Annotated in this window: 17 protein-coding genes; 13 read left to right on the top strand and 4 right to left on the bottom strand. The window is 63.4% G+C overall.

Translation table 11 applies throughout. From position 1 onward, the window contains the following. The gene (locus AC1DDO_RS18015; RefSeq protein ID WP_230008245.1) at positions 1 to 1,014 is read right to left on the bottom strand and encodes an ornithine cyclodeaminase family protein; all 1,014 of its coding nucleotides are present in this window, start codon (positions 1,012 to 1,014) and stop codon (positions 1 to 3) included. A 144-nt stretch (positions 1,015 to 1,158) separates the two neighbouring features. Here AC1DDO_RS18015 and AC1DDO_RS18010 point away from each other — a divergent pair, with 144 nt between their 5' ends. The 10 genes from AC1DDO_RS18010 to hxlA all read left to right on the top strand — a co-directional run bounded on the left by AC1DDO_RS18010 (position 1,159) and on the right by hxlA (position 12,182). Further along, on the top strand, positions 1,159 to 2,535 hold the full coding sequence (locus AC1DDO_RS18010; RefSeq protein WP_476946722.1) for an aldehyde dehydrogenase family protein: 1,377 nt from the start codon (positions 1,159 to 1,161) through the stop codon (positions 2,533 to 2,535). A 106-nt stretch (positions 2,536 to 2,641) separates the two neighbouring features. Beyond that, positions 2,642 to 4,144: a bifunctional 3-(3-hydroxy-phenyl)propionate/3-hydroxycinnamic acid hydroxylase gene (locus AC1DDO_RS18005; RefSeq protein WP_476858222.1), complete on the top strand. Its 1,503-nt coding sequence runs from the start codon at positions 2,642 to 2,644 to the stop codon at positions 4,142 to 4,144. A gap of 41 nt (positions 4,145 to 4,185) precedes the next feature. Continuing rightward, positions 4,186 to 5,124, top strand: coding sequence for a VOC family protein (locus AC1DDO_RS18000; RefSeq protein WP_476868224.1), 939 nt, complete (start codon positions 4,186 to 4,188; stop codon positions 5,122 to 5,124). Between the two features lie 30 nt (positions 5,125 to 5,154). Further along, complete coding sequence (locus AC1DDO_RS17995) at positions 5,155 to 6,186, top strand: fumarylacetoacetate hydrolase family protein (RefSeq protein WP_476944186.1); 1,032 nt, start codon at positions 5,155 to 5,157, stop codon at positions 6,184 to 6,186. Next, entirely contained in the window at positions 6,183 to 7,034 is an 852-nt protein-coding gene (locus AC1DDO_RS17990; RefSeq protein WP_476946724.1) for an ABC transporter substrate-binding protein, read from the top strand. The genes AC1DDO_RS17995 and AC1DDO_RS17990 overlap by 4 nt, the downstream gene beginning before the upstream one ends. An 89-nt stretch (positions 7,035 to 7,123) precedes the next feature. Next, a complete protein-coding gene (locus tag AC1DDO_RS17985; RefSeq protein ID WP_476952678.1) occupies positions 7,124 to 8,140 on the top strand; it encodes a fumarylacetoacetate hydrolase family protein in 1,017 nt (338 codons plus the stop codon). Then, positions 8,140 to 8,748, top strand: a complete 609-nt coding sequence (locus tag AC1DDO_RS17980) for a cupin domain-containing protein (protein WP_476858218.1) — start codon at positions 8,140 to 8,142, stop codon at positions 8,746 to 8,748. The genes AC1DDO_RS17985 and AC1DDO_RS17980 overlap by 1 nt, the downstream gene beginning before the upstream one ends. Then, on the top strand, positions 8,745 to 10,715 hold the full coding sequence (locus tag AC1DDO_RS17975; RefSeq protein WP_476952679.1) for an acetoacetate--CoA ligase: 1,971 nt from the start codon (positions 8,745 to 8,747) through the stop codon (positions 10,713 to 10,715). The genes AC1DDO_RS17980 and AC1DDO_RS17975 overlap by 4 nt, the downstream gene beginning before the upstream one ends. 141 nt (positions 10,716 to 10,856) lie before the next feature. Further along, the gene (hxlB, locus tag AC1DDO_RS17970; protein WP_476952680.1) at positions 10,857 to 11,447 is read left to right on the top strand and encodes a 6-phospho-3-hexuloisomerase; all 591 of its coding nucleotides are present in this window, start codon (positions 10,857 to 10,859) and stop codon (positions 11,445 to 11,447) included. A 111-nt stretch (positions 11,448 to 11,558) separates the two neighbouring features. Continuing rightward, entirely contained in the window at positions 11,559 to 12,182 is a 624-nt protein-coding gene (hxlA, locus tag AC1DDO_RS17965) for a 3-hexulose-6-phosphate synthase (protein ID WP_476946726.1), read from the top strand. Positions 12,183 to 13,367: 1,185 nt separating this feature from the next. On the opposite strand, the gene AC1DDO_RS17960 is transcribed toward hxlA, so the two are convergent. Further along, positions 13,368 to 14,291 (bottom strand): LysR substrate-binding domain-containing protein, encoded by a 924-nt coding sequence (locus AC1DDO_RS17960; RefSeq protein WP_476952681.1) that lies wholly within the window; start codon positions 14,289 to 14,291, stop codon positions 13,368 to 13,370. A gap of 134 nt (positions 14,292 to 14,425) precedes the next feature. On the opposite strand from AC1DDO_RS17960, the gene AC1DDO_RS17955 reads away from it, so the two are divergent. Genes AC1DDO_RS17955 through AC1DDO_RS17945 form a run of 3 tightly spaced genes read left to right on the top strand, consistent with a single transcriptional unit; the run spans position 14,426 to position 17,325 of the window. Continuing rightward, the gene (locus AC1DDO_RS17955) at positions 14,426 to 15,721 is read left to right on the top strand and encodes a cytochrome P450 (RefSeq protein ID WP_476946727.1); all 1,296 of its coding nucleotides are present in this window, start codon (positions 14,426 to 14,428) and stop codon (positions 15,719 to 15,721) included. Positions 15,722 to 15,747: 26 nt separating this feature from the next. Continuing rightward, complete coding sequence (locus AC1DDO_RS17950) at positions 15,748 to 16,071, top strand: 2Fe-2S iron-sulfur cluster-binding protein (protein WP_028276580.1); 324 nt, start codon at positions 15,748 to 15,750, stop codon at positions 16,069 to 16,071. 15 nt (positions 16,072 to 16,086) lie between these two features. Beyond that, the gene (locus AC1DDO_RS17945) at positions 16,087 to 17,325 is read left to right on the top strand and encodes an NAD(P)/FAD-dependent oxidoreductase (RefSeq protein WP_476946728.1); all 1,239 of its coding nucleotides are present in this window, start codon (positions 16,087 to 16,089) and stop codon (positions 17,323 to 17,325) included. 232 nt (positions 17,326 to 17,557) lie between these two features. On the opposite strand, the gene AC1DDO_RS17940 is transcribed toward AC1DDO_RS17945, so the two are convergent. Next, entirely contained in the window at positions 17,558 to 18,961 is a 1,404-nt protein-coding gene (locus AC1DDO_RS17940) for an MFS transporter (RefSeq protein WP_476952830.1), read from the bottom strand. A gap of 616 nt (positions 18,962 to 19,577) precedes the next feature. After that, a complete protein-coding gene (locus AC1DDO_RS17935) occupies positions 19,578 to 20,765 on the bottom strand; it encodes an oxidoreductase (protein ID WP_476868233.1) in 1,188 nt (395 codons plus the stop codon). Positions 20,766 to 20,947 lie beyond the last annotated feature (182 nt).

The following is a 20,947-nucleotide window of genomic DNA, read 5'->3' as shown; positions in this document are numbered from 1 at the left end:
CTATTTGCGGCTGGTGACGATGCCGACGGGCAGGACGGTGCCGATGCCCTCGGCGCGGGCGCGGTTAACGAGCATCTCGGCAACAACGATGTCCTGCAGGCCGGAACCGGTCGACTTGTAGATACGGATCCCGTGCTCCGCGTCGATGGCGGTTTCGCCGGTCAGGACGGCATTGAGTGTGACAATGAGCGAATCGACATCGACGCCGTGTGCCCGGGCCGCGATCATGTCCCCGCTGCCGTGCACGACCTCGTCACGGGTGTCCACCACGACGACCGCGGCGCGGGCGATCAGCTCCGCGGGCAGCTCGCGTTGTGCGGGGGTCGTGGAACCGATCGAGACCACCGCGGCGTTCGGGCCGACCCATTCGGCCAGCAGCGTAGGGGACTCGTCGCGGGAGCGTGCCGCGCACAGGATGAGATCCGCGCCTTCCGCGGCCTCGCGGGCCGAGCCGACAGCTCGTGCGGGTGCGCCGAACGTGCCGTCGAACTCGCGTGCAAAGGCCTCGCGGTTGGCAGGGGTCGGACTGAACACACGGATGTCGGCGAACTCAAGCAGGTGGGAAAAGGCTGTCAGGTGGGAACGCGCCTCAAAGCCGGAGCCGATCACACCGACGATCAGCGGCCGCTGCGGCACGATCGTGGAGGTGCCCACGGCAGTGGTCGCTGCGGTGCGCAGGCCGGTGACGCGATTTCCGTCCACGAGAGCCACCAGATCCGCGGTGTCCTTGTCGAAGAGTGAAATCAGATAGCTGACGCGCAGGCCGTCCGCGAAGGACCCGGCGATTGACTTTGCGCCGAACAGTTGGCCGTTGGGCGGCACCGAGGGCATGATCCGCAACCATTCGCGAGGTGTCTGGGCGAAGATCCTTCCCGGTGTGCCGCCCTCGTCGTCGGGGGCCTTGTAGGCGGTGCGGATGGCTTCGATCGCCCCGGCCCAGTCCGAAAGGCTGGCGACGTCGGCGTCGGTGAGAAAGAGCGGAAGATTGTTCGGTAACTCGCCATTGGTGCTCACGGGGGCACTCCTTGGATGTCGGGCAGCCGGTCCACGGGCTGCGGGCGTGGGTGGATTTACTGAGTAGACCCAAATAGTATCCGATACGAATCGTATCCTATATAGTCGTGACAGAGAACACGTCTCCAGGAAAGGATCCCAACCATGGCAATCGCAACCGTCAACCCGACCACCGGTTCGACCGAAATGATCATTGAGCCGCACTCGGCCGAGGAAGTCCAGGATCGCATCGCGGAAGCCGCCGAAGCGGCGCGGCTCCTGCGCGGCAGCACGTTCGCCCAGCGTGGGCAGTGGATGCTCGCCGCGGCGGACATCTTGGAGGGTCAGGCGGAGGGCCTGGGCGAATTGATCACCGTCGAGATGGGCAAGCCGATTGCGCAATCGATTGCCGAGGTGCACAAGTGCGTCAAGGCCATGCGTTTCTACGCCGAGCATGCCGGGGAATTCCTGGCCGATGCCCCGCTGGCGGACCCGTCAACTGTCGGCGCAACCCGCGCGTGGACTCGCTACGAACCGCTGGGCACCGTCCTGGCGGTCATGCCCTGGAACTACCCCCTCTGGCAGGTCATCCGGTTTGCGGCCCCGGCGCTTATGGCGGGCAACTCCGGCCTGCTCAAGCATGCCTCGAACGTGCCGCAGGCGGCGCTCTTCCTTGACACGCTCTTTGAGCGGGCAGGGTTCCCGCGCGGCTCCTTCCGCACTCTGCTGATCGGCGGCTCCGAGGTGGCCGGCGTCCTGGCCGATACGAGGGTCAAGGCGGTCACCTTGACGGGTTCCGAGCCGGCGGGGCGCTCCGTTGCCTCCATTGCCGGGGACCATGTGAAGAAGGCCGTGCTGGAGCTCGGTGGGTCGGACCCTTTCATTGTCATGCCCTCGGCGGACGTCTCGGCCGCGGCGGCGACCGCCGTGCGTGCGCGGATCAGCAACAACGGCCAGTCCTGTATTGCCGGCAAGCGCTTCATCGTGCACACCGAGGTCTATGACGCGTTCGCCGCCGAATTCGTGAAGCTGATGTCGGAGCTTGTCGTCGGGGACCCGCTGGATCCCGCGACCCAGGTAGGGCCCTTGGCCACCCTGTCAGGGCGCGATGAGCTGGCCGGGCTCGTTGAGGACGCCCGCGCCCTGGGTGCCCAGGTGCTGACCGGCGGGGTGACCCCCGGGGGCCCCGGCTTCTTTTACGCCCCCACGGTGCTCGCCGGGCTCAGCGACGGGATGCGGATCATCCAGGAGGAGACCTTTGGGCCCGTCGCCTCGCTCTATCGTGCGGCGGACCGCGAGGACGCCCTGCGGATCGCCAATCAGACCACCTTCGGGCTTTCCAGCGCGGTCTGGACCAGCGACGCCCAGGAAGAGGAATGGTTCACGGCCAATCTTGACGCCGGCGCGGTGTTCGTCAACGGCATGACCGTCTCGCACCAGGAGCTTCCGTTCGGCGGGATCAAGCGCTCCGGGTTCGGGCGTGAGCTCGCCGCGGACGGCATCCGGGAGTTCTGCAACCTCAAGACCGTCTGGAAGGCCTGAGTCGCAAGGCTAGACGCGCATTCAAGCCCACCCGTGCCCTTGTGCGGCTAAGTGATGCATGTTACTTTTTATTCGAAACGATACGTACTGAACTTGAAGGAGCAAGATGGCTAACGTCAACGTCGACGTGGTAGTGATCGGGGGAGGGCCTGTAGGAGTCACTGCGCTGGCCTTGCTGGGGCGCGCAGGTCTGACCGCCATCGGGGTGGAGCGTGATGTCCAGGTTTGGCCAACTGCCCGCGCCGTGCACTTTGATGGTGAAACCTTCCGCACCCTCCAATCGCTGGGAGTCGCCGAGCGCTTTGCCGAGGTAACTTTGCCGATGTCCTCCTTCCACATCGAGAACGAGGAGCGGGAAGTCCTGGTGTCCTTGCCCACGGGTCAGTTTGGCACCCAGGGTTGGCACGACGATCTCACCTTTCACCAACCGGACATCGAGGTCCTGCTGCGGGATGTCGTGGAAGAACTTCCCGGCGTCGAGCTCCGCCGAGGCACCAGCGTGCTCTCCGTGCGCAATGAGGGACCGGGCGTTGAGGTGGCGGTGCGTGGCTCCGACGGCGCGGAATCCTTAATTCGCGCCCGCTGGGCCATCGCAGCGGACGGGGCACGTTCACCAAGCCGCCAGGCGCTGGGCATCGAGTGCGAAAAGCTGGGCGAGGATGCACAGTGGCTTGTCGCGGACGGCATTTTGGAAGAAGGCCCCGGCCTGTCTTCCGACATGATCTTCCTGGGTCATCACACAAGGCCCGCCCTGTGGATCCGCCTCCCCGGCAAACGGGTGCGGATGGAGTTCATGTTGATGCCGGGGGACGACCCCGAGGAAATTGCCACCCCTGCGGGTGTGGAAAAGATCAGCCACGGCGTGCTGCCGACAGACAGATTCACTGCAGACCGGCTCGCTATTTATACCTTCCGTGGCCGCATCGCACGGCAGTGGCGCGCCGGGAACATCTTCCTGGCGGGGGACGCAGCCCACCAGGCGCCACCGCTTTTTGGTCAGGGCCTATGCGCCGGAATACGCGACGTGGCCAACCTGGTGTGGAAGCTCGATGCCGTCAAGCGCGGTGCGGCCGACGACAGCCTCCTTGACACCTACGAGAGTGAACGCATGCCGCATGCACGGTTCTGGGTCGAGCAGGCAACCCGGGCGGCGGGCTTCATGCAAACCACCGACGCCGACACCGCGAAGCAGCGTGACGCCTTCATCCGCGCAAACCCCGCCGCATCCGCACCGATCTCACCCGCGCTGGGCCCTGGCCTGCACGACGGCGGCACCGACGAACGCGCCGGCCGGCTCGGCATGCAGCCGATCCTCGCCGACGGGGTGCGCCTGGATGACATGGTGGGAAGCCGTTTCCTGGTGGCAACAACCCGCGAGCTCTATGCCGCGGTCCCGGCCCCACTGCGGGAACTACTTGAGGAACATGCCGACGTCGTGGTCCTGTTCGATCCGGCCAAGGTCGGCCAGATCCTTGCCGCCGCCGGCGCCCAGGCGGTCGTCGTTCGCCCGGACCGCTACATCCTGGGCCTCGGCGACACCCCCGAGGCCCTGGAGCGCCTCATCCGCAGCATTCCGCAGGCCGGCCACAACGTGCCGGCACGCATCTAAACCCACATCCGCGTCAAACGGACAGAACACAGGAGACCATCATGGCATTCAGCCCCATCACACACCTGAGGCACTTCGACATCGCGGTGCCCGACTACCAGAAGCAGGTTGAGTTCTACAAGAACCACTGGGGCCTCACCGAAATGGAGAACGACGGCGGCGTGACCTACTTCGCCGCCGAGGGATCCCCGGAACAGTATTCGGTCCGCGTGCGCGAGGCCGATGAGAAGCGCCTTGACATGGTCGCGTTCGGCGCGGCGGACAAGGCCTCGGTGGACCAGCTCGCCTCGGACCTCATTGCCAAGGGCGTGAAGCTCATTGGCGAACCCGATGACGTCAAGACCCTCGGTGGGGGATACGGCTTCCGCTTCTTCGACTTGGAGGGACGCACCATCGAGGTCTCCTCCGATGTTGAGGTGCGCAAGCACCGCAAGATCGAGGAACGCGAGGCGATCCCGGTGCGGCTCTCCCACGTGGTGCTCAACTCCCCGGAACCGGAAAAGATGCGCGCCTGGTATGAACAGCATCTGGGCTTCCGTCTCTCCGACACCCTGAACCACCCGCACATGGGCGACCTCTTCTACTTCATGCGCTGCAATGCACAACACCACTCCATAGCGATCTCCCGCGGTCCGCATGCCTCGCTGCAGCACGCGTCCTTCGAGCTGCGCGGCATCGACGAGTACATGCGCGGAAGCGGCAAGCTGCTGCGGTCCGGGTTCAAGAAAATCTGGGGCCCTGGCCGCCACAAGGCCGGGGACAACACCTTCACCTACTTCCACGATCCCAACGGGAACACCATGGAATACACCACCGAGCTGGATTCGGTGGATGAGGATACCTGGCATCCAAGCATCTTTGACACGCGCGACCCCGAGACCTCCGACCAATGGGGAACCGGCGGCGACATGGACGAATTCATCGCCCGCGAAATGTTCAACGACCGCGACAAGGGCCTGTACGTGGCCCCACCGGTATAGCGGCAGCAGACAATGACTAATGGAGGATTCATGGAAGAGGCACGCGTGAACGGATTCATGCTGGGCACTTTCGAGGACGGCGGGGAGGAGTTTCCCGGTGTGGTCTTCGGCGACGACGTCGTTGACCTGCGCACAGTGGTGCCGGGAATCGGGCGGATCGGGGACCTGTTCGCTGACTGGGATGCGCACCTGGACGCCCTCGAGGCCATCGACCCGGCAGCGGCGGGCGCACGCCCGCTCGACGGGCTGCGGGTGCTGCCGCCGGTGCAGCCGGTGGGCACCATCATCGCCGCGGGGGCGAACTACCGTGAGCACGTCCTGCAGATGAGTGTGGCCCACAAGCTCGGCAAGGAAGGCGCCGATGCGGCGCAACTGGCCGCCGACGCCGCAGCCGAAATCGACGAGCGCGGCCGGACGGGCGACCCCTACGTCTGGACCGGGATCCCCTCGGCGGTCTGCGGCGCCTACGATGACGTGAAGTTGCCGGATGTCGGCGGAAACGTCGACTGGGAACTGGAGCTTGGCGTGGTCATCGGCCGCAGGGCGCACCGGGTCGCGGCCGAAGACGCTTTCGACTACGTGGCCGGGTATACGATCGTCAACGACATCACGGCGCGCACGCTCGTACCGCGCAACGACATCGCGATGATGGGCACCGACTGGTTCCGTGCCAAGAACCAGCCGACGTTCTTCCCCACCGGCCCCTACGTGGTGCCGAAGCGGTTCGTCCCGGATCCTGCGAAGCTCCGCATCCGCTTGAGCCTCAACGGCACGCTGATGCAGGATGCCTTGGCCGATGACCTGCTCTTCGACATCCCGAGCCTGATCGCCTACGCCTCCTCGGTGGCCGTGCTGCTGCCCGGCGATGTCCTCATCACCGGTTCGCCTGCGGGCAACGGTTCGCATTGGGGCCGTTACCTGAGGGACGGCGACGTGATGGAGGCGGAAATCTCTGGTCTCGGCATCCAGCGTTCAACGGTCCGTGGGCCTAGCGGGCAGTTGCCTCCCTGGTATGTGGATCGCCCGGACGCGGTCGCCGCGGCCGGCGGGGCCGCCCCGTGATCCTGCGTCAAAGCCACTTCGTTCCGCCGGTGTCCTATCTGCTGGCGGCCGAGCTGGGATTTCTGCGCGGTGTTGAGGTGCTGCCCACCCGGACGCCCTCGAGCGCGGAGCAGCTGCGGGCCCTGCTTGCCGGGGAGCAGGACATGGTGGTCACGGCTATCGACAACCTGTTCGAATGGACCCGGGCCGGCGCCGACGTGCGCCTGGTTGCCCAGGTCGAGCAGACCACGCAGCTGGGCATCCATGCAGGCGGTGACGTGGAATCCCTCGCGGACCTGGCCGGGTGCCGGTTCGCCGTGGACGCCCCCGACAACGGTTTCGCGCTCATCGCCAAGCACCTGCTACGGGACGCCGGCGTCGAGGTCGACTACGTGGTGGTGGGCGGCGTTCGCGAACGCTTGGACGCGCTGCTCGGCGGCCAAGTGGACGCGACCCTGCTCGGGCCGCCGTTCGACAAACTGGCCGAAAAGGCCGGGATGCGGCGCGTGGTGGACGTCAATGCCCTGCTGCCGGAACTGCCGGGCCAAGGCCTGGTGGTCCGCGCCGAGCTTCTCGCTTCCGCAGAGCTGGAACGCTACCTGGGCGCTTTGGTGCGCGGGGTGGCGGCCGGAGAGTCGATGACCGACGCGGAGGGAATCGAGTTGCTTGAACGCTGCGGCTACCAGGCGGCGGCCACGGCGGCCTGGGGCGCGCGCGCCCGCACGCTTGCGGTGGATCAGCGCGGACTTGGACTGCTGACCGGGATCCGTCGAAGCCTGGGCATGCTTCCGCCGGACATCGGGCTGGAGGAGCTCTGCGACGGCGAACCACTCCTGAGGGCCACCCGGGCCGCCACGGTCGGTAACTGAGCGTCACCCCCACGAACTTGTCTATTGCAACCCCACCAACCCAATGCGATACTGTACGTATCGTATGTTTGATGTCCAAAGGAGCAACCATGAAACTGGGACGTATAGCAGTGCCCACGCCCGACGGCGAGCAGATTCGACTCGTCGCGGCCCAGCCGGAGCAGGGCCGGGTTATTGACCTTGCCCGCGCCTATGCCTTGACGCTGCAGCGCAAGGCTGCCGAGCCCGAGCGCGCCCGGGATCTCGCCCTGGCGGTGCTTCCCGGAAGCCTGGCGGCGGGAATCGGCGGAGGCGCCGTATTCCTGGACGCCGCACACGCTGCGCTTGCCGCGGCCGACGACGCTTCGCTTGCCATCGATGAGGTCTCGTGGCGGGCGGCGGTCGACGCCCCGGTCATTCGCGACGGGCTGACCTTCGAGCAGCACATCCAGAACTTCCACCGCATTGTCGCCAAGGCACAGCCGGCAAGGTCGATCTACGAGCGTCCGGGGTATTTCAAGGGCACTACGGCCATGTCCTATGGCCACAACCAGGTTCTGCCCTACCCCGACTTCACCGAAGCCCTCGACTGGGAACTCGAGGTCGGCTACGTCGTGGGCAAGTCCGGAAGCGACCTGACCCCGGACACGGCGCTGGACCACCTCTTTGGCATCACCGTCTTCAACGACTTCAGCGCACGCGATATCCAAGGCGCGGAAATGGCGATCGGCATGGGCCCGCAGAAGTGCAAGGACTTCGGCTACGGCATTGGCCCCTGGGTCACCACCATGGACGAAATCGATTCCATCGAGGGACTGCGCGGCCAGGTCCGCGTCAACGGGGAGGTGCTCTCCGACACCAAGGTCGAGGACTTTGTCTACACCCCCGCAGAGCTGCTGGCCTACGTCTCGATCTCCGACCGCCTGCAGCCGGGCGACATCATTGGATCGGGCACGATGGGCTTCGGCGCCGGCGTTGAAATCGGAAAGTTCCTGAAGCCCGGCGACGTCATTGAACTCGAGCTCGAAGGCGTCGGCACGTTGCGCACACCGATCTCCACCGAACGCCAGAAGGCTCCCTGGTGGCCCGAGCCGCGCACCTACCCGCACGAAGAATGGGTGGTCTGATGACCCGCCCCCCAGTACGCCGCATCGTCACCGGGCACGACGACCAGGGACGCGCCATCATCCTCTCGGACGGTGCCGCGCCCAACCACTGGTCCTCGGAAGTGATTCCGGGATTCGGTGCCACCGTGCCCTGGCTGACCGCGGCCGGACGCATCGACCACGTCACCGACGCGGACCCGGCCGCGGCCGACGCCGAGATTCCCAGCTTCCCCGCTGCCGGCGAGACGATCCTGCGCATTGCAGACTTCCCGCCGGACGCCGTCTATCCGGACGAGGCGGGTTCGGTGATCTTTAGCGAGCTCGACGGGCACGACGAGGCCGAAGCAGGCGCCGAGCACAGCGGCTCCAAGCACTTCTGGTTCCATCGCACCGACTCGCTGGACTACGCTGTCGTGCTCGAGGGCGAGATCACGCTGCTGGTCGACGAGGGTGAGGCAACCATGCGCGCCGGCGACGTGGCCGTGCAACGCGCCACCAGCCACGCGTGGTCCAATCGCACCGACCGCACGGCCCGGGTCCTTTTTGTGTTGATCGGAACCGAGCCCCTCACAGCATCCCAGATCGCCGAGCGACGCAGGGAAGCTTCCCGGCCCTTGGAGAGCGCATGATCCTCAACGCCCACGCCGCAGACGGCGAAGTGATCTGGGAGCCCGACCTCGAACGCAGCGCGGAGACCGGCATCGGGCAATTCGCCGCCTTCCTGGGCCGGCAAGGCATTGATGTCAGTGCAGGCTACGACGAGCTCTGGCAGTGGTCGGTGGATGAGCCGGAACAGTTCTGGGAACTCTTTGCCCGGTTTGCGGGAGTCGAGTTCGGCGGTACGGCAGGACCGGTCTGCACCACTGACGCCATGCCGCACACGCGGTGGTTTCCGGGACGCACCCTCAATTTCGCCCGGCACCTGCTGCAGGGCCACGAAGGAATTGCGCTGGTGGGCATCGCCGAGGACGGGACGCGCGAAGAGGTCACCTGGGACGCGCTGAGGCGCGAGGTGGCATCCCTCGCCGCGCACCTTCGGGACCGCGGGGTGGGCCACGGGGACCGGGTCGTCGGAATCCTTCCGAATGTTGCCGAAGCCGTCGTCGGGCTGCTCGCCACTGCCACTATCGGTGCTATTTGGTCCGTCTGCGCCCCTGAGTTCGGCCCGGGTGCGATCGTTTCGCGGTTCGCCCAGCTCGGTCCAAAGGTCGTCATCGCCGCGCCGGGCTACCGGCTCGGCGGGAAAGACCGGGACCGCCGTGGGGAGCTGGGGGAGATCTTCGCTCAACTTCCCACCCTCGAGCACATCATCTGGGTGGGGCGGCATACATCTGTCCCGAGTGTCCCAACCCGGGTTCCGGCCGTGGACTGGACCCAGGCCGTGGCCGAACCGGCGGAGCTCGTCTTCGAGGACGTCGAGTTCAGCCACCCGCTGTGGGTCCTGTTCTCCTCCGGGACAACGGGCATTCCCAAGGGCATCGTGCACGGGCACGGCGGGGCGCTTCTTGAGGAAATGAAGATGCTCCTCATCCACTCCGACCTGCGGCCCGGGGACCGCTATCTCAACGTGGCCTCTACGAGCTGGGTGCTGTGGAACGCGCTCGTCTCCGCACTGGGGGTGGGGGCGACGGCGGTACTCGTCGACGGAAACCCCACCTTCCCGTCCATCGACCGGGTGTGGCAGATTGCCGCAGCCGAGCAGGTCGCGGTCCTCGGTGTGGGTGCGGGATTTGTACATGCCTGCGCGAAGGCGGCTCTGGTACCGATGCGCGACCACGACCTGGACGCCCTGAATTCCCTTCAGGTCACTGGATCGCCGCTTTCGGCCGACGGTTATCGCTGGGTCTACGGCAATGTGGGTGACATCTGGTTGAGTTCGATGAGTGGTGGCACCGACATCGCCTCCATCTTCGTGGGAGGATCCCCGACATTGCCGGTCCATGTCGGCTACATCCAGGCTCCGGCCCTCGGAGTGCGCGTGGAGTCGTGGGATGAAGCCGGCAATCCCACCCGGGGCAAGGGCGAACTGGTAGTGACCAGGGCAATGCCCTCGATGCCGCTGAGCTTCTGGGGAGACGATGGCAGCAGGTACCACGAGAGCTACTTCGCGATGTACCCGGGGGTGTGGCGGCACGGGGACTACATCGAGTTCACGCACCGGGGCATCCTCATCCACGGCCGTTCCGACTCGACCCTCAACCGCAACGGGCTGCGGCTCGGTTCGGCAGACATCTACACGGTGGTCGAATCGCTGCCGGAAGTCGCCGAGGCCCTGGTTGTCGGTGCGGAACTGGGCACTGACTACTACATGCCGCTGTTCGTCCACCTGGCCGACGGTGCCAATCCGGACGTGACCCAAGAGGCGATCACAAGATCAATCCGTGAGAACCTCTCCGTCCGATACCTGCCTGACGAGATTGTCTTCATGCCCGGAATTCCGCATACCCGCACCGGAAAGAAGCTGGAAGTCCCCATCAAGCGGCTTCTGCAAGGAGCGCGGCTGGAAACGGTCGCGGATCTCGGGTCGGTGGATGATCCCGTGCTGTTGGAAGAATATGCCCGGTTTGCCCTTGAACGGCAGACGATATCACCGTAGGCGGCACCGCTACTGGCTTCCGACAGGTTCGGCCCGCCGTAATGGGTGGTGGGCGCCGGGAAGTATCGAGGATAAGACATCAAGCGACTCAACGGCTGGCTAAATACTGCTCACCCCGTCAAAGGAGAGACATTGGGAACCATGCCAACAGCAACACCTGTCAGTCAAAAAACCGCGGGCGCCATCGGCCACAGCCTCACTCTGATCCGGGGCGAGGTTGGAGAGACGGCAGACTGCATCAATGAACAGGAACTTGCTCACCTGGCCACCCATCTCACCACCGTTAACCGGGTGTTCGTTGCAGGGGCAGGCCGCAGTGGACTGGTTCTCAGGATGGCCGCTATGCGGCTGATGCATCTCGGCCTCACGGTCCACATCGCAGGGGACGCCACCACTCCTGCAATCCGCGCCGGGGACCTGCTGGTGGTGGCCTCTGGATCCGGAACAACCTCAAGCGTGGTGAAGGCGGCAGAAACTGCGGCAAAGGCCGGTGCAAAGGTGGCCGCATTCACTGCCAACACAAACTCCCCACTGGCTGCAGTATCCGACGTGCTCGTGGTTATCCCGGCCCCGCAGAAAGCCGACCACCAATCGGGTGCGTCTCGGCAATATTCCGGAAGCCTCTTCGAACAGGTGCTATTCCTCGCCACCGAAGCGGTGTTCCAAGCCCTCTGGGAGGAAACCTGCATTTCTGCCGAACAGCTCTGGACCCGGCACGCCAATCTCGAATAGCAGGACTCAGGATGGCGACGACGGAGGCGACGACTGATGCAGCGGAAACACCCGTCAACAACTCACCCCTGAATTCCTTTTGCCCAACATTTCCTAAAGAAAGAGCCGATCATGAAACTCCAAGTTGCAATGGACCTCCTCACCGTCGAAGACGCCCTCGAATTGGCCGCCAAAGTAGCCGAATACGTGGACATCATCGAACTCGGAACACCCCTGATAAAGGCTGCAGGCCTCTCCGCTGTCACCGCCATCAAGAATGCCCACCCCGACAAAATCGTTTTCGCTGACATGAAGACCATGGACGCCGGAGAATTGGAGGCCGACATCGCCTTCAAAGCCGGCGCCGACCTGGTATCAGTCTTGGGCAGTGCAGACGACTCGACCATCGCCGGCGCCGTGAAAGCCGCCCGTGCGCACGGCAAAGGCATCGTTGTGGACCTCATTGGGATATCCAATAAAGTCTCCCGCGCCAAGGAAGCGCGTGCCCTTGGCGCGAAGTTCGTGGAATTCCACGCCGGCCTTGATGAGCAGTCACAGCCCGGCTATGACCTCAAGGGGCTCCTGGCCGCCGGCGAAGAAGCGCGCGTCCCCTTCTCAGTAGCCGGAGGAGTAAACCTCTCGACGATCAACGCTGTCCAGCGGGCAGGGGCGGACGTGGCCGTAGCGGGCGGCTCAATCTACGGAGCCGCGGATCCCAGCCTGGCCGCCAAAGAACTGAAGGCCGCCATCATCTGACGCTTCCTTTCCATCACCTGCGGCGGCCGCACGTGCAAAACGTGCGGCCGCCGCATCCAACCCACTCACAAGGAACCGGAGGGACAAAAAGTGAGTATGCGATGAATGCTGGAGCCACGCTTCAGCCACGGCCCACCCAGCGGCCCATCCACCAGTGGGAATACCTGAGCCCAGGCGACGGCGTCGAGGTGTGTCTGGGGGATCTCCAGTACGCCGGATGGGTAGACGCGGTCGGAGACCGCGGGCATCTGATTTGGGTGATCGAGAACGGAACGGCTGACCGCCGGCTGTTCCTGCGCGGGGATGGCGTCACACTATGTCCCATCTGACGCTACTCCCCAACCCGAATCCGACCAGATCCGCGGTACACGATCAAAGCCCTTCCCTCCCGGAATATTCGGAAGAGTGGCGCGAGGTGTCCACTGCTGACCCAAATCTTGTCGACAAGTTACTGAACGAGGCTGAGTCGTCGCTCGTCGAAGTGGCTCTGAGCCGCCGGCCCGCCGGCATTTTGGTCACCCGCCATCACGCAGGCCGGTACGTTCTAGAACTCAGTGAAGAAGTGCCGTTCGGGGAATCCCGGGAGCGGTCCGCCTGGTAAGAGAGCGTTCCTGCTTCCGGAACCACGTGGTCATTATCCAGGCGTCCACTCGAGAGCCAGCACGCAACGCAGCCTGATCCTAGGAGCAGACCGGCGAGCACTGTTGAGGCCCAGAAGAAACCGCACCTTCGGGCTGATAGCCGCCAGCCAGAACCTCGGCGCCCTTGACGCAGCGCGGGGGAGCAGATGGGCCAGCAGGCAACGGGCGGGCCACCGACACCCACACTCGCCCAGACAGGATCAGGAATTGCTTTCGAATTCATCGATCGTTATGCGCCCGCCGAGACGTGGAATTCGTCCTCGCGGCGGGCAGGGCGTTTGAGGATCTCGCTGCGATAGCGCGCAAACGGGAGGACTGGGCCACCAAGCGATCAAGCCACCCAATAGACGCACGCCCTTTGAGAAGGTCTCGAATCGATGTCGGTGATTACCCCTGGGAGGTCGGCTGACTGACCTACTGATGCTGAGGACGTCTCCAAACTTCGCCGGGCTCGAGCCCGCGCAGAGGATCTCACTGTTGAGTCCGTCCAGGAATGGGGCGGGCGCCGACCCTTGCTCGTGATTCTTGTGGCACCCGGCGGTCGCTATTCGGGTTCAATGGCGTCCAGGACCTCGACTGCATATTGGATGACAGCCAGTGCCCGGGCAGTCAGCATCGTTTCTTTGGGCCAAACTGCAACAACAGAGGTCTGGCCGGCGTGGGGACGAAGGTGCCTGGTCACGAGTCCCTTGCCCTCGCTGGAAACCGGGATCTGATTCGGCCGCGACATCAAGAGGCTGTAGCCGAGCCCCCGCCCGACCATCGCCCGGACAAGATCAATTTGCGGGACTACTGCACCCACGTTTGGCTTGAGCCCACGCTGAGCGAACATCAACTGCGTATATTCCGTACTGGGGGCCGTGTTGAGCATGATGAGTGGCTTGGCCGACAGATCAGCGAGATCCACATCATCTTCTTCAGCAAGTGAATCGTTGGCCCCCAGAACGGCCATGACTTCGGTCTTGTAGATGACCCTGCGCTCAACGTCCGCTGGCAAGCCAATGTCATAGACGATGGCCGTGTCCAGGGTTCCATCTTCAAGCGCCGGCAACAGGTCAGAGTGGTCCCCTACCGTGATGCTGATTTCGACCTTGGGGTGCAGGCTCGCCACGCCCTCAAGCACGGCGGGCAGGACGTTGCTTGCCAGGCCCGTATAGCAGCCCAGCGACACCGGCCCCTTCAGCTCGCCGCGGATCTCACCCAATCCTTCTGCCAGCGCACTGGCCTCTCGAAGCAGCTCCCTGGCCCGCTTCGCGAAGTGGCGCCCAGTCGGCGTCAGGTGCATGCCCCGGGCCTTCCTCCGGATGCACAGTTGTTCCCCCAACGCTGCCTCCAGCTCGCTGACGGCATGCGAAAGCGCGGATTCGGAGATGTGAAGCTGTTGCGCCGCGGATCCCAGGGTGGTGTGTTCCGGCAGCGCGGCGAAGAGCTCGAGCTGACGAAACGTGAATTTCGGCACGAAAATCACTTCTCCTAAAGAATCGAAATACTTCCGCTGATATTCGCAGTTTACTAGAGAAATATTGCCTGTGACACTGATTACACAAAGAAGTGCCAGCAGGACCGGCTACACAACGACGTGCCAGTAGGAGTAAGACAACAATGACGACACCAGCCGCACAGTGCCCCTACCACGGGAACTCGGAGACCCGAAGCGATGACGCGGCCTCGGTGCCCGGCAGCAGCGATCAAGCTCGCACCACCGCTTCGCAGGACGCCGTCGACTACGCCGTGGCTGACTGGGTTGACGTGGCTGAACTTGCATCGAATCCCTACCCGACCTATGCCCGGCTGCGGGCAGAGTCGCCGGTCGCCTGGGTTCCGCAGCTTAACAAGTTCCTCGTCACCAACTACGCCGGCTGCCACACGGTGGAACAGGACCAGGAGATCTTCAGCGCCAACGTTTCCGGCGCCACGATGACCCGGGCCATCGGTGCCCAGCCGATGCTGCGCAAGGATGATCCGGAGCATTCAGTAGACCGGGCACCGGTAAATCCTGTGCTTCGTCCCAAGTCCATCAAGGAAGTCTGGGGCCCGGTCTTTGAGCGCAACGCCGAAACCTACCTTGAGAATGTCGCCGAGCTTGGCCCAGAGGAGGCGGACCTCAACCGGGACTATGCCGCCCCTGTGGCCTCGCAGAACCTCATCGACCTGCTGGGGCTGAAGGATGTATCAGTGGAGCAGGTCCGCCGCTGGTCCCACGACTTCATCGCGGGCATGGGCAACGTCCTGGACGATCAGTCGATCTGGGACCGGTGTGACGCTTCGACCGCGGAGGCCGATGCTTTACTCAAGGAACTGATCCCCTACTACCGGCAGAATCCGGATGCCTCGATGGTGTCCGCGTTCGCAAACAGCGGGCTGCCAACATCCAACGTTGCAGCGAATGTCAAGCTGACCATCTCCGGCGGAATGAACGAGCCCCAACACATGGTCACCAACATGGTCTGGGCCCTCAGCAACCACCACGAACAGCGGGCGCAGGTCCTCGCCGACCCCTCGTTGTGGGCGTCGGTGTTTGACGAAGCCGTCAGGTGGCAATCACCGATCGGCATGTACCCGCGCCAAACGACCCGGGAAACCGTCCTGGAAGGGGTCCGGATCCCCGCAGGCGCCGGGATCGGCGTTGTCGTTGCATCCGCCAACCACGACGCCGCCCACTTCGGCGCCTCTGCAGCAGACTTTGATATCCACCGGCCAAAGCGCCCCCACCTCGCTTTCGGCAGCGGCGTCCACCTCTGCGCCGGGCACTGGGCCGCAAAGACCTCCATCGGTCAGATTGCCGTACCGATGGCCTACAAGCGCTTCCCAGGGCTTCGCGTAGACGAACGGCGGAATGAAAGCTGGGACGGCTGGGTCTTCCGCGGCCTGACCAGCCTTCCCGTCACCTGGAACTAAGAGCACCCCGAATACAAGGAGCAACGATGCCCACCGTCACCTACACCCAGCCAAACGGCACCCAGCAAACCCTCCAGGTCGAGGAAGGCACAACACTGATGCGCGCCGCCGTCAGCAACGGCATTGACGGCATCATCGGCGAGTGCGGAGGGCAGGCCATGTGCGCCACATGCCACGTCTACGTGCGGCCGGAATATGCCGAGGCGCTGCCCGAGATCAGCGACGACGAAGACGAAATGCTCGACTGCGCCACCGCGGAGCGGATGGACAGCTCACGGCTGGGCTGCCAGATCAAAATCGACGCAGAACTCACAGGGATTGTCGTCGACATCCCTGCCGGCCAACTCTAGAAGCGGGGCAATGACATGAGCGTTGTCATCATTGGCGGCGGACAGGCCGGCCTACAGGTCGCCGATACATTGCGGACCGAGGGGTACGGGGGCGAGATCCATGTGATCGCCGAGGAATCCGGACTGCCCTACCAGCGCCCGCCGCTGTCCAAGGACTACCTGGCCCCGGGCCAGGAGCCGGCTCCCTTGCCGCTGCGCGGAGCTTCCTTTTTCGTGGACAAGAACGTCACACTCCATGAAGGCGCCCAGGCACTCGCCATCGACCGGGCGGAACGGAAGGTCAAGCTCACCGAAGGTTCACTCGACTACGACCACCTCGTCTTCGCGACCGGTGCCCGAAACAGGATGCTGAACTGCCCGGGCGCATCCCTGTCCGGCATCCATGGACTGAAAACCCTGACAGATGCAGAAGCGCTGCACACGGCGCTGCCCACCGCCCGCAATATCGTCATCATCGGTGCCGGATTCATCGGACTGGAATTCGCCGCCGCCGCCCTGGCCCACGGATGCGACGTGACCGTACTGGAATTCGCGCCTCGCCCGATGGGACGTGCACTGACCCCCGTCATGGGTGAGTGGTTCGCAGCCGCCCACCGTTCACAAGGCGTCGACCTGCGCCTCGGCGAAGGCATTGACCGCTTCGAGCCCGGCGCGGATGGCCGCGTCGGAGCCGCAGTGTCCACCACAGGGGCTTCCTATCCTGCTGATCTGGTCCTCGTGGGCATCGGCGTTCAGCCCAACGACACCCTGGCCTCGGACGCCGGCCTCGAAACCAGCAACGGCATCGTTGTCGATGAAACGCTGCGCACAGCGGACCCTGCCGTTCTGGCGATCGGCGACTGCGCCAGTTTCCCCAGCGCACACGCCCAGGTCCGTCTGCGTCTGGAGTCGGTCCAGAATGCCACCGATCAGGCCCGTCATGCCGCACGCACGGTCCTAGGGGCTAACCACCCGTACACGGAGCTGCCTTGGTTCTGGTCCACACAGGGCCCATACCGGCTGCAGATGGCAGGGCTCGCACGACCCGATGACGACACGCTGGTCCTGGGTGATCAGGCGGCAGCTAAGTTCTCCGTCCTCTGCTTCAGGGACGGCGTCCTCACGGCTGTGGAATCGGTCAACGCGCCCGCGGACCATATGGCCGCCCGCAAACTACTCGCCGCCGGCACGGGCATCACCCGCGACCAGGCAGAAACCGAGGGGTTCACCCTGAAGGCTGTCGCAAGCACCCAGTTAGTCCCAGTAGTCGCCTGACAGGGATTACCCGTCTCCGCCCCGACAAATCCCCCCGTGATCATGGTGATGATCCCGATTTCAAGGGAGAAGAATTTTGTCAGCACAAAGAAGTGCCGCGCCCCTGTGATGTGGGCGCCGCTCGTGGCCGCAATGAGTTGAACTGGCTGTTTTCGGGGGTGTGTACATTGTGCACATTTTGGGTGTCGGATCGGGCCTCAGCGACCCGTCATGAAACCCCCGGGCTAGGGTCTCAGAGCTTTTCGCCGTTGGGTGCCGCCACCAAGAAGGAGACGAGGCAGGCTGCGGCTGCAATGCCGACGGAAACCCATAACGCGGGAGCATAGCCGACGGAAGCCGCCTGGGCGGCGAATGGTTGCACAAGCACGACGCCGAGACCGGCGCCAGTGCCGAAACTGGCACCATTAAGGCCGGGCAGTGCCGCGGGGGCCTCCCTGGGGGACAACACGACAGAGAGCCCGTTAAGACTTGTAAAGAGAAAGCCTGTGTAGGAAATGCCAAGGGCGGCAACAGCGAAAATAATCACAAAGAGATTGTCGGAGAAAGCCGCTGCGACAATGCCGAAGGCCAGACTGAAGCCTGCTCCGAGCCGCAGGGTTAGGAGCCACCCGCGGCGGTCGGCGATCCAACCGGCCAGGGGGGCAGTGCAAACGCCGAGCAGAGCTGGCGGGGCCAGGAACAGCAAGGCCGCAAGGGAGGGATTTAGTCCGAAGCCATGTTGGAGGTCCTGGCTAAGAACCACCACGGTGAAATTAAGCATGGCGAACATGCCGGCGAGGGCGAGCAGGCTGGTAGCGATAACAGGCCAGAACTGCCGGGAACGCAGGTAGTGGACGGCGATAAGGGGGTGCCTGCGCCTCTTTTCTATAGCCCAGAAGGCCGCGAAAGTGACCACTGTTCCGACAAGAAGTGCCAGTGAGATCGGAGACGTCCATCCCGCGGAGGAACCTTCAGAAACGAAATATGTCAGGAATATCAGGAACACGGAGAGGGAGCCGGCACCCGACCAATCCATGCTGCCGCTCACGCCTTGAGGCCGGCCTTGAGGGACAACCTTTAGGATGCACACGGCAGCGATTGCTGCCACGACCAGCACCACGACGAAAATTGATCTGAAGCCGAGGGCTTCGGTCAGGAGTCCACCGGCGAAGCCGTCCAGACCGCCGACTCCACCGCTGATCGCTGCCACAATACCCAGCGATACCCCAAAGACTCTCGCGTTCAGGTTTTCGTTGAGGACGATGTAGGCCAGGGTGAACATGGCGCCGCCTGCTCCCTGCAGGATTCTTCCCATAACGAGCAGGGGCAACGTCGGAGCCACTATGCCCAGGATGGTGCCGGCAACAACGGTGCCGAGGGCTACAAGCATGGCGGCACGGCGACCGATGAAGTCGCTCCAACGTCCGATGACGGGCACTGCAATTGCGGCGGAGAGAAAGAACATCGATTGAAGGGGTGCCGCGCCGGCCGGTCCCTCACCGAAGGCGGCGGCCATCTGAGGAAGTGCCGGCGTGACCATGCTGGCGGTCAGCTGAAAGGTCACCGTGGCCACGATCAGGGTAGAAATCAACCTTGTCGCACGCCAGCCGTCGATCTTATGTTGTTCAGAACTTGTGCTGGGATCTGTGGTTGAGATGTTCACATAAAACTCCTTTGTGATGCCGGGGATCCGGCGTGCGGCAGCAAGCCGCTGAATATTGTGATGTCGGGACCTACCTGAAAAAATTGGCACCACGAGTGGGCAAGCGCCCTGAGAGCATGCCCTTGGTCTAGGAACACCAGCTTCAAGGCCGGAAGTTTTGCCTGCTCCACGGAGTTGGTCGCTCAAGAAGTTAGCGTCTCCCAGAACCGCCGGGACTGGGCGGTGATGTGGTAGGGGATAACAGCTGCCGCCGCGGATTCTGTCGGCGCGGTGACGTTACTGCTCGCGTCCGGAAAACTTGATCAGGGATGACAGTGTGATCTGTGATCCGATGAGCGGCGATAGCCTGAAGCTTGCCGGCAGATAGTCGGTATAGTCCTTGAACGGTGCTTGTGTCAGCCAAGCCCCTGCTATCCATATCTGCTCTGGACTCGGACCTGTGAAGGCAGCCCTTCGGGAGAGCGCCTACCACATCGGTGCCGGTATTTGCATGGCTGAGCAGACCGGTCAGTTCGGATGAAGCACGCGCAACGGGTCTTCGTGGTTACCCATCACGAACGCTCAGACGTTGCCACGGCTTAGGATGCTCGCCGTCGCGAACGGCTCTGCCTTAGACGGTCTTTCTCGACTGGTCCACGAGTTGACCTTCGTGCACGTAGGATTCATATGCTTCGCTGAGATCGACATACTTGCGAAAATTCCGGAGGTCAGACAACTGGTTGTTACGAACGCGAGCAACGAAGTCAGTATTCGCGATTTGCGCCCGGCCTACGCCAATAAAGTCGAAGTCAGCTGCTGTGAGGCCGCGTCGGACCCGAGCCAGGTCCTGCTCGACCTGAAGCTCGGGTTCCTGATCATCGAAAATGTCCTGGGCGAGATCCGTACTTAGGCCGACACTGCCGATGGCGATGACCGGGACGGTAGTCATGGTCTTCACCCACGAAGCAAGGCTGCGCTCTGGGTCTAATTCAGGCCATGCCGGGGCATCAAACCGGCGTGTGGATACGTGGAACAGGTTCACTCCGGCTCGCTCAAGGCGCTGGATGAATGGACGGAGGTCATCTGGATGATCAGCGATCCTGGCACCGTAGTCCACTTCCTTCCACTGTGAGAACCGGAATGAAATTATGAAGTCTGCCCCTGTTGCCTCACGAATGGCAGCTACGATCTCCTCAGGAAAGCGTGCGCGCTCGACTAAGGTCGCCCCGCCATATTCATCTTCGCGCTTATTCGTTTCATGCCAAAGAAAGAGGTCCAATAGGTATCCGTGGGCGCCATGGACTTCGATGCCGTCCGCTCCTACCTCTTGGGCGATAATGGCGCTCTGCACATATGCTGCCTTTGTGTCTTCGAGGTCCTGACTGGTCATCGCTAAGCCGTTAATGCGACCCTCCTGAACCAAGCCGGAGGGGCTTAGTGAGGGGTAATTCGGAAAAGGATTTGGGATTCCATCGACTACTAGCCGCAAAGCGCCGGGATGCCATAGTTGCATAAGAAATACCGCGCCTGTTGCCGTTACGGCCTTCGCGACGCGACGCCAGCCCTCTGCGGTCTCTTGGCCGATGATGCCGAAAACGGGCTGCCAGTAGGCCGCAGGATGATCTGGTGCTGCCCCTTCGGCGATTATTAGACCTGCGCCATCTTCGGCACACTTTCGCAGGGTATCTGCCATGCCAAGGGTCGGCGCATAATCACGCGTTTTCCGTTGCATCGCTGGCAGTACAAAACGATTACGAATCCATTTCTTATTTACCAGTAACGGTGAGAATAGTGGATCCGGATTACATTTTTCTGACATTTATGGCACCTCTCCGTTGAGTGTGGCTCGAATTGAGTATTTGAAGGTTTGGAAGCCACTCGATATTGCCTTCCGGGGCCAGTGATATTGCCGGTGGGGGCCAGCGGGCGGGGTTGTGGGGGCCACTGGCCCCCACCGACGTTTTCTTACTGCTTCATGGTGGCGTGTTGGCGCATGTTGTG

Source organism: Arthrobacter sp. 10N43 (assembly GCF_056394525.1).
Note: the sequence above shows the minus strand (reverse complement) of the source record. Positions and strands in the feature narration are given on the sequence as shown.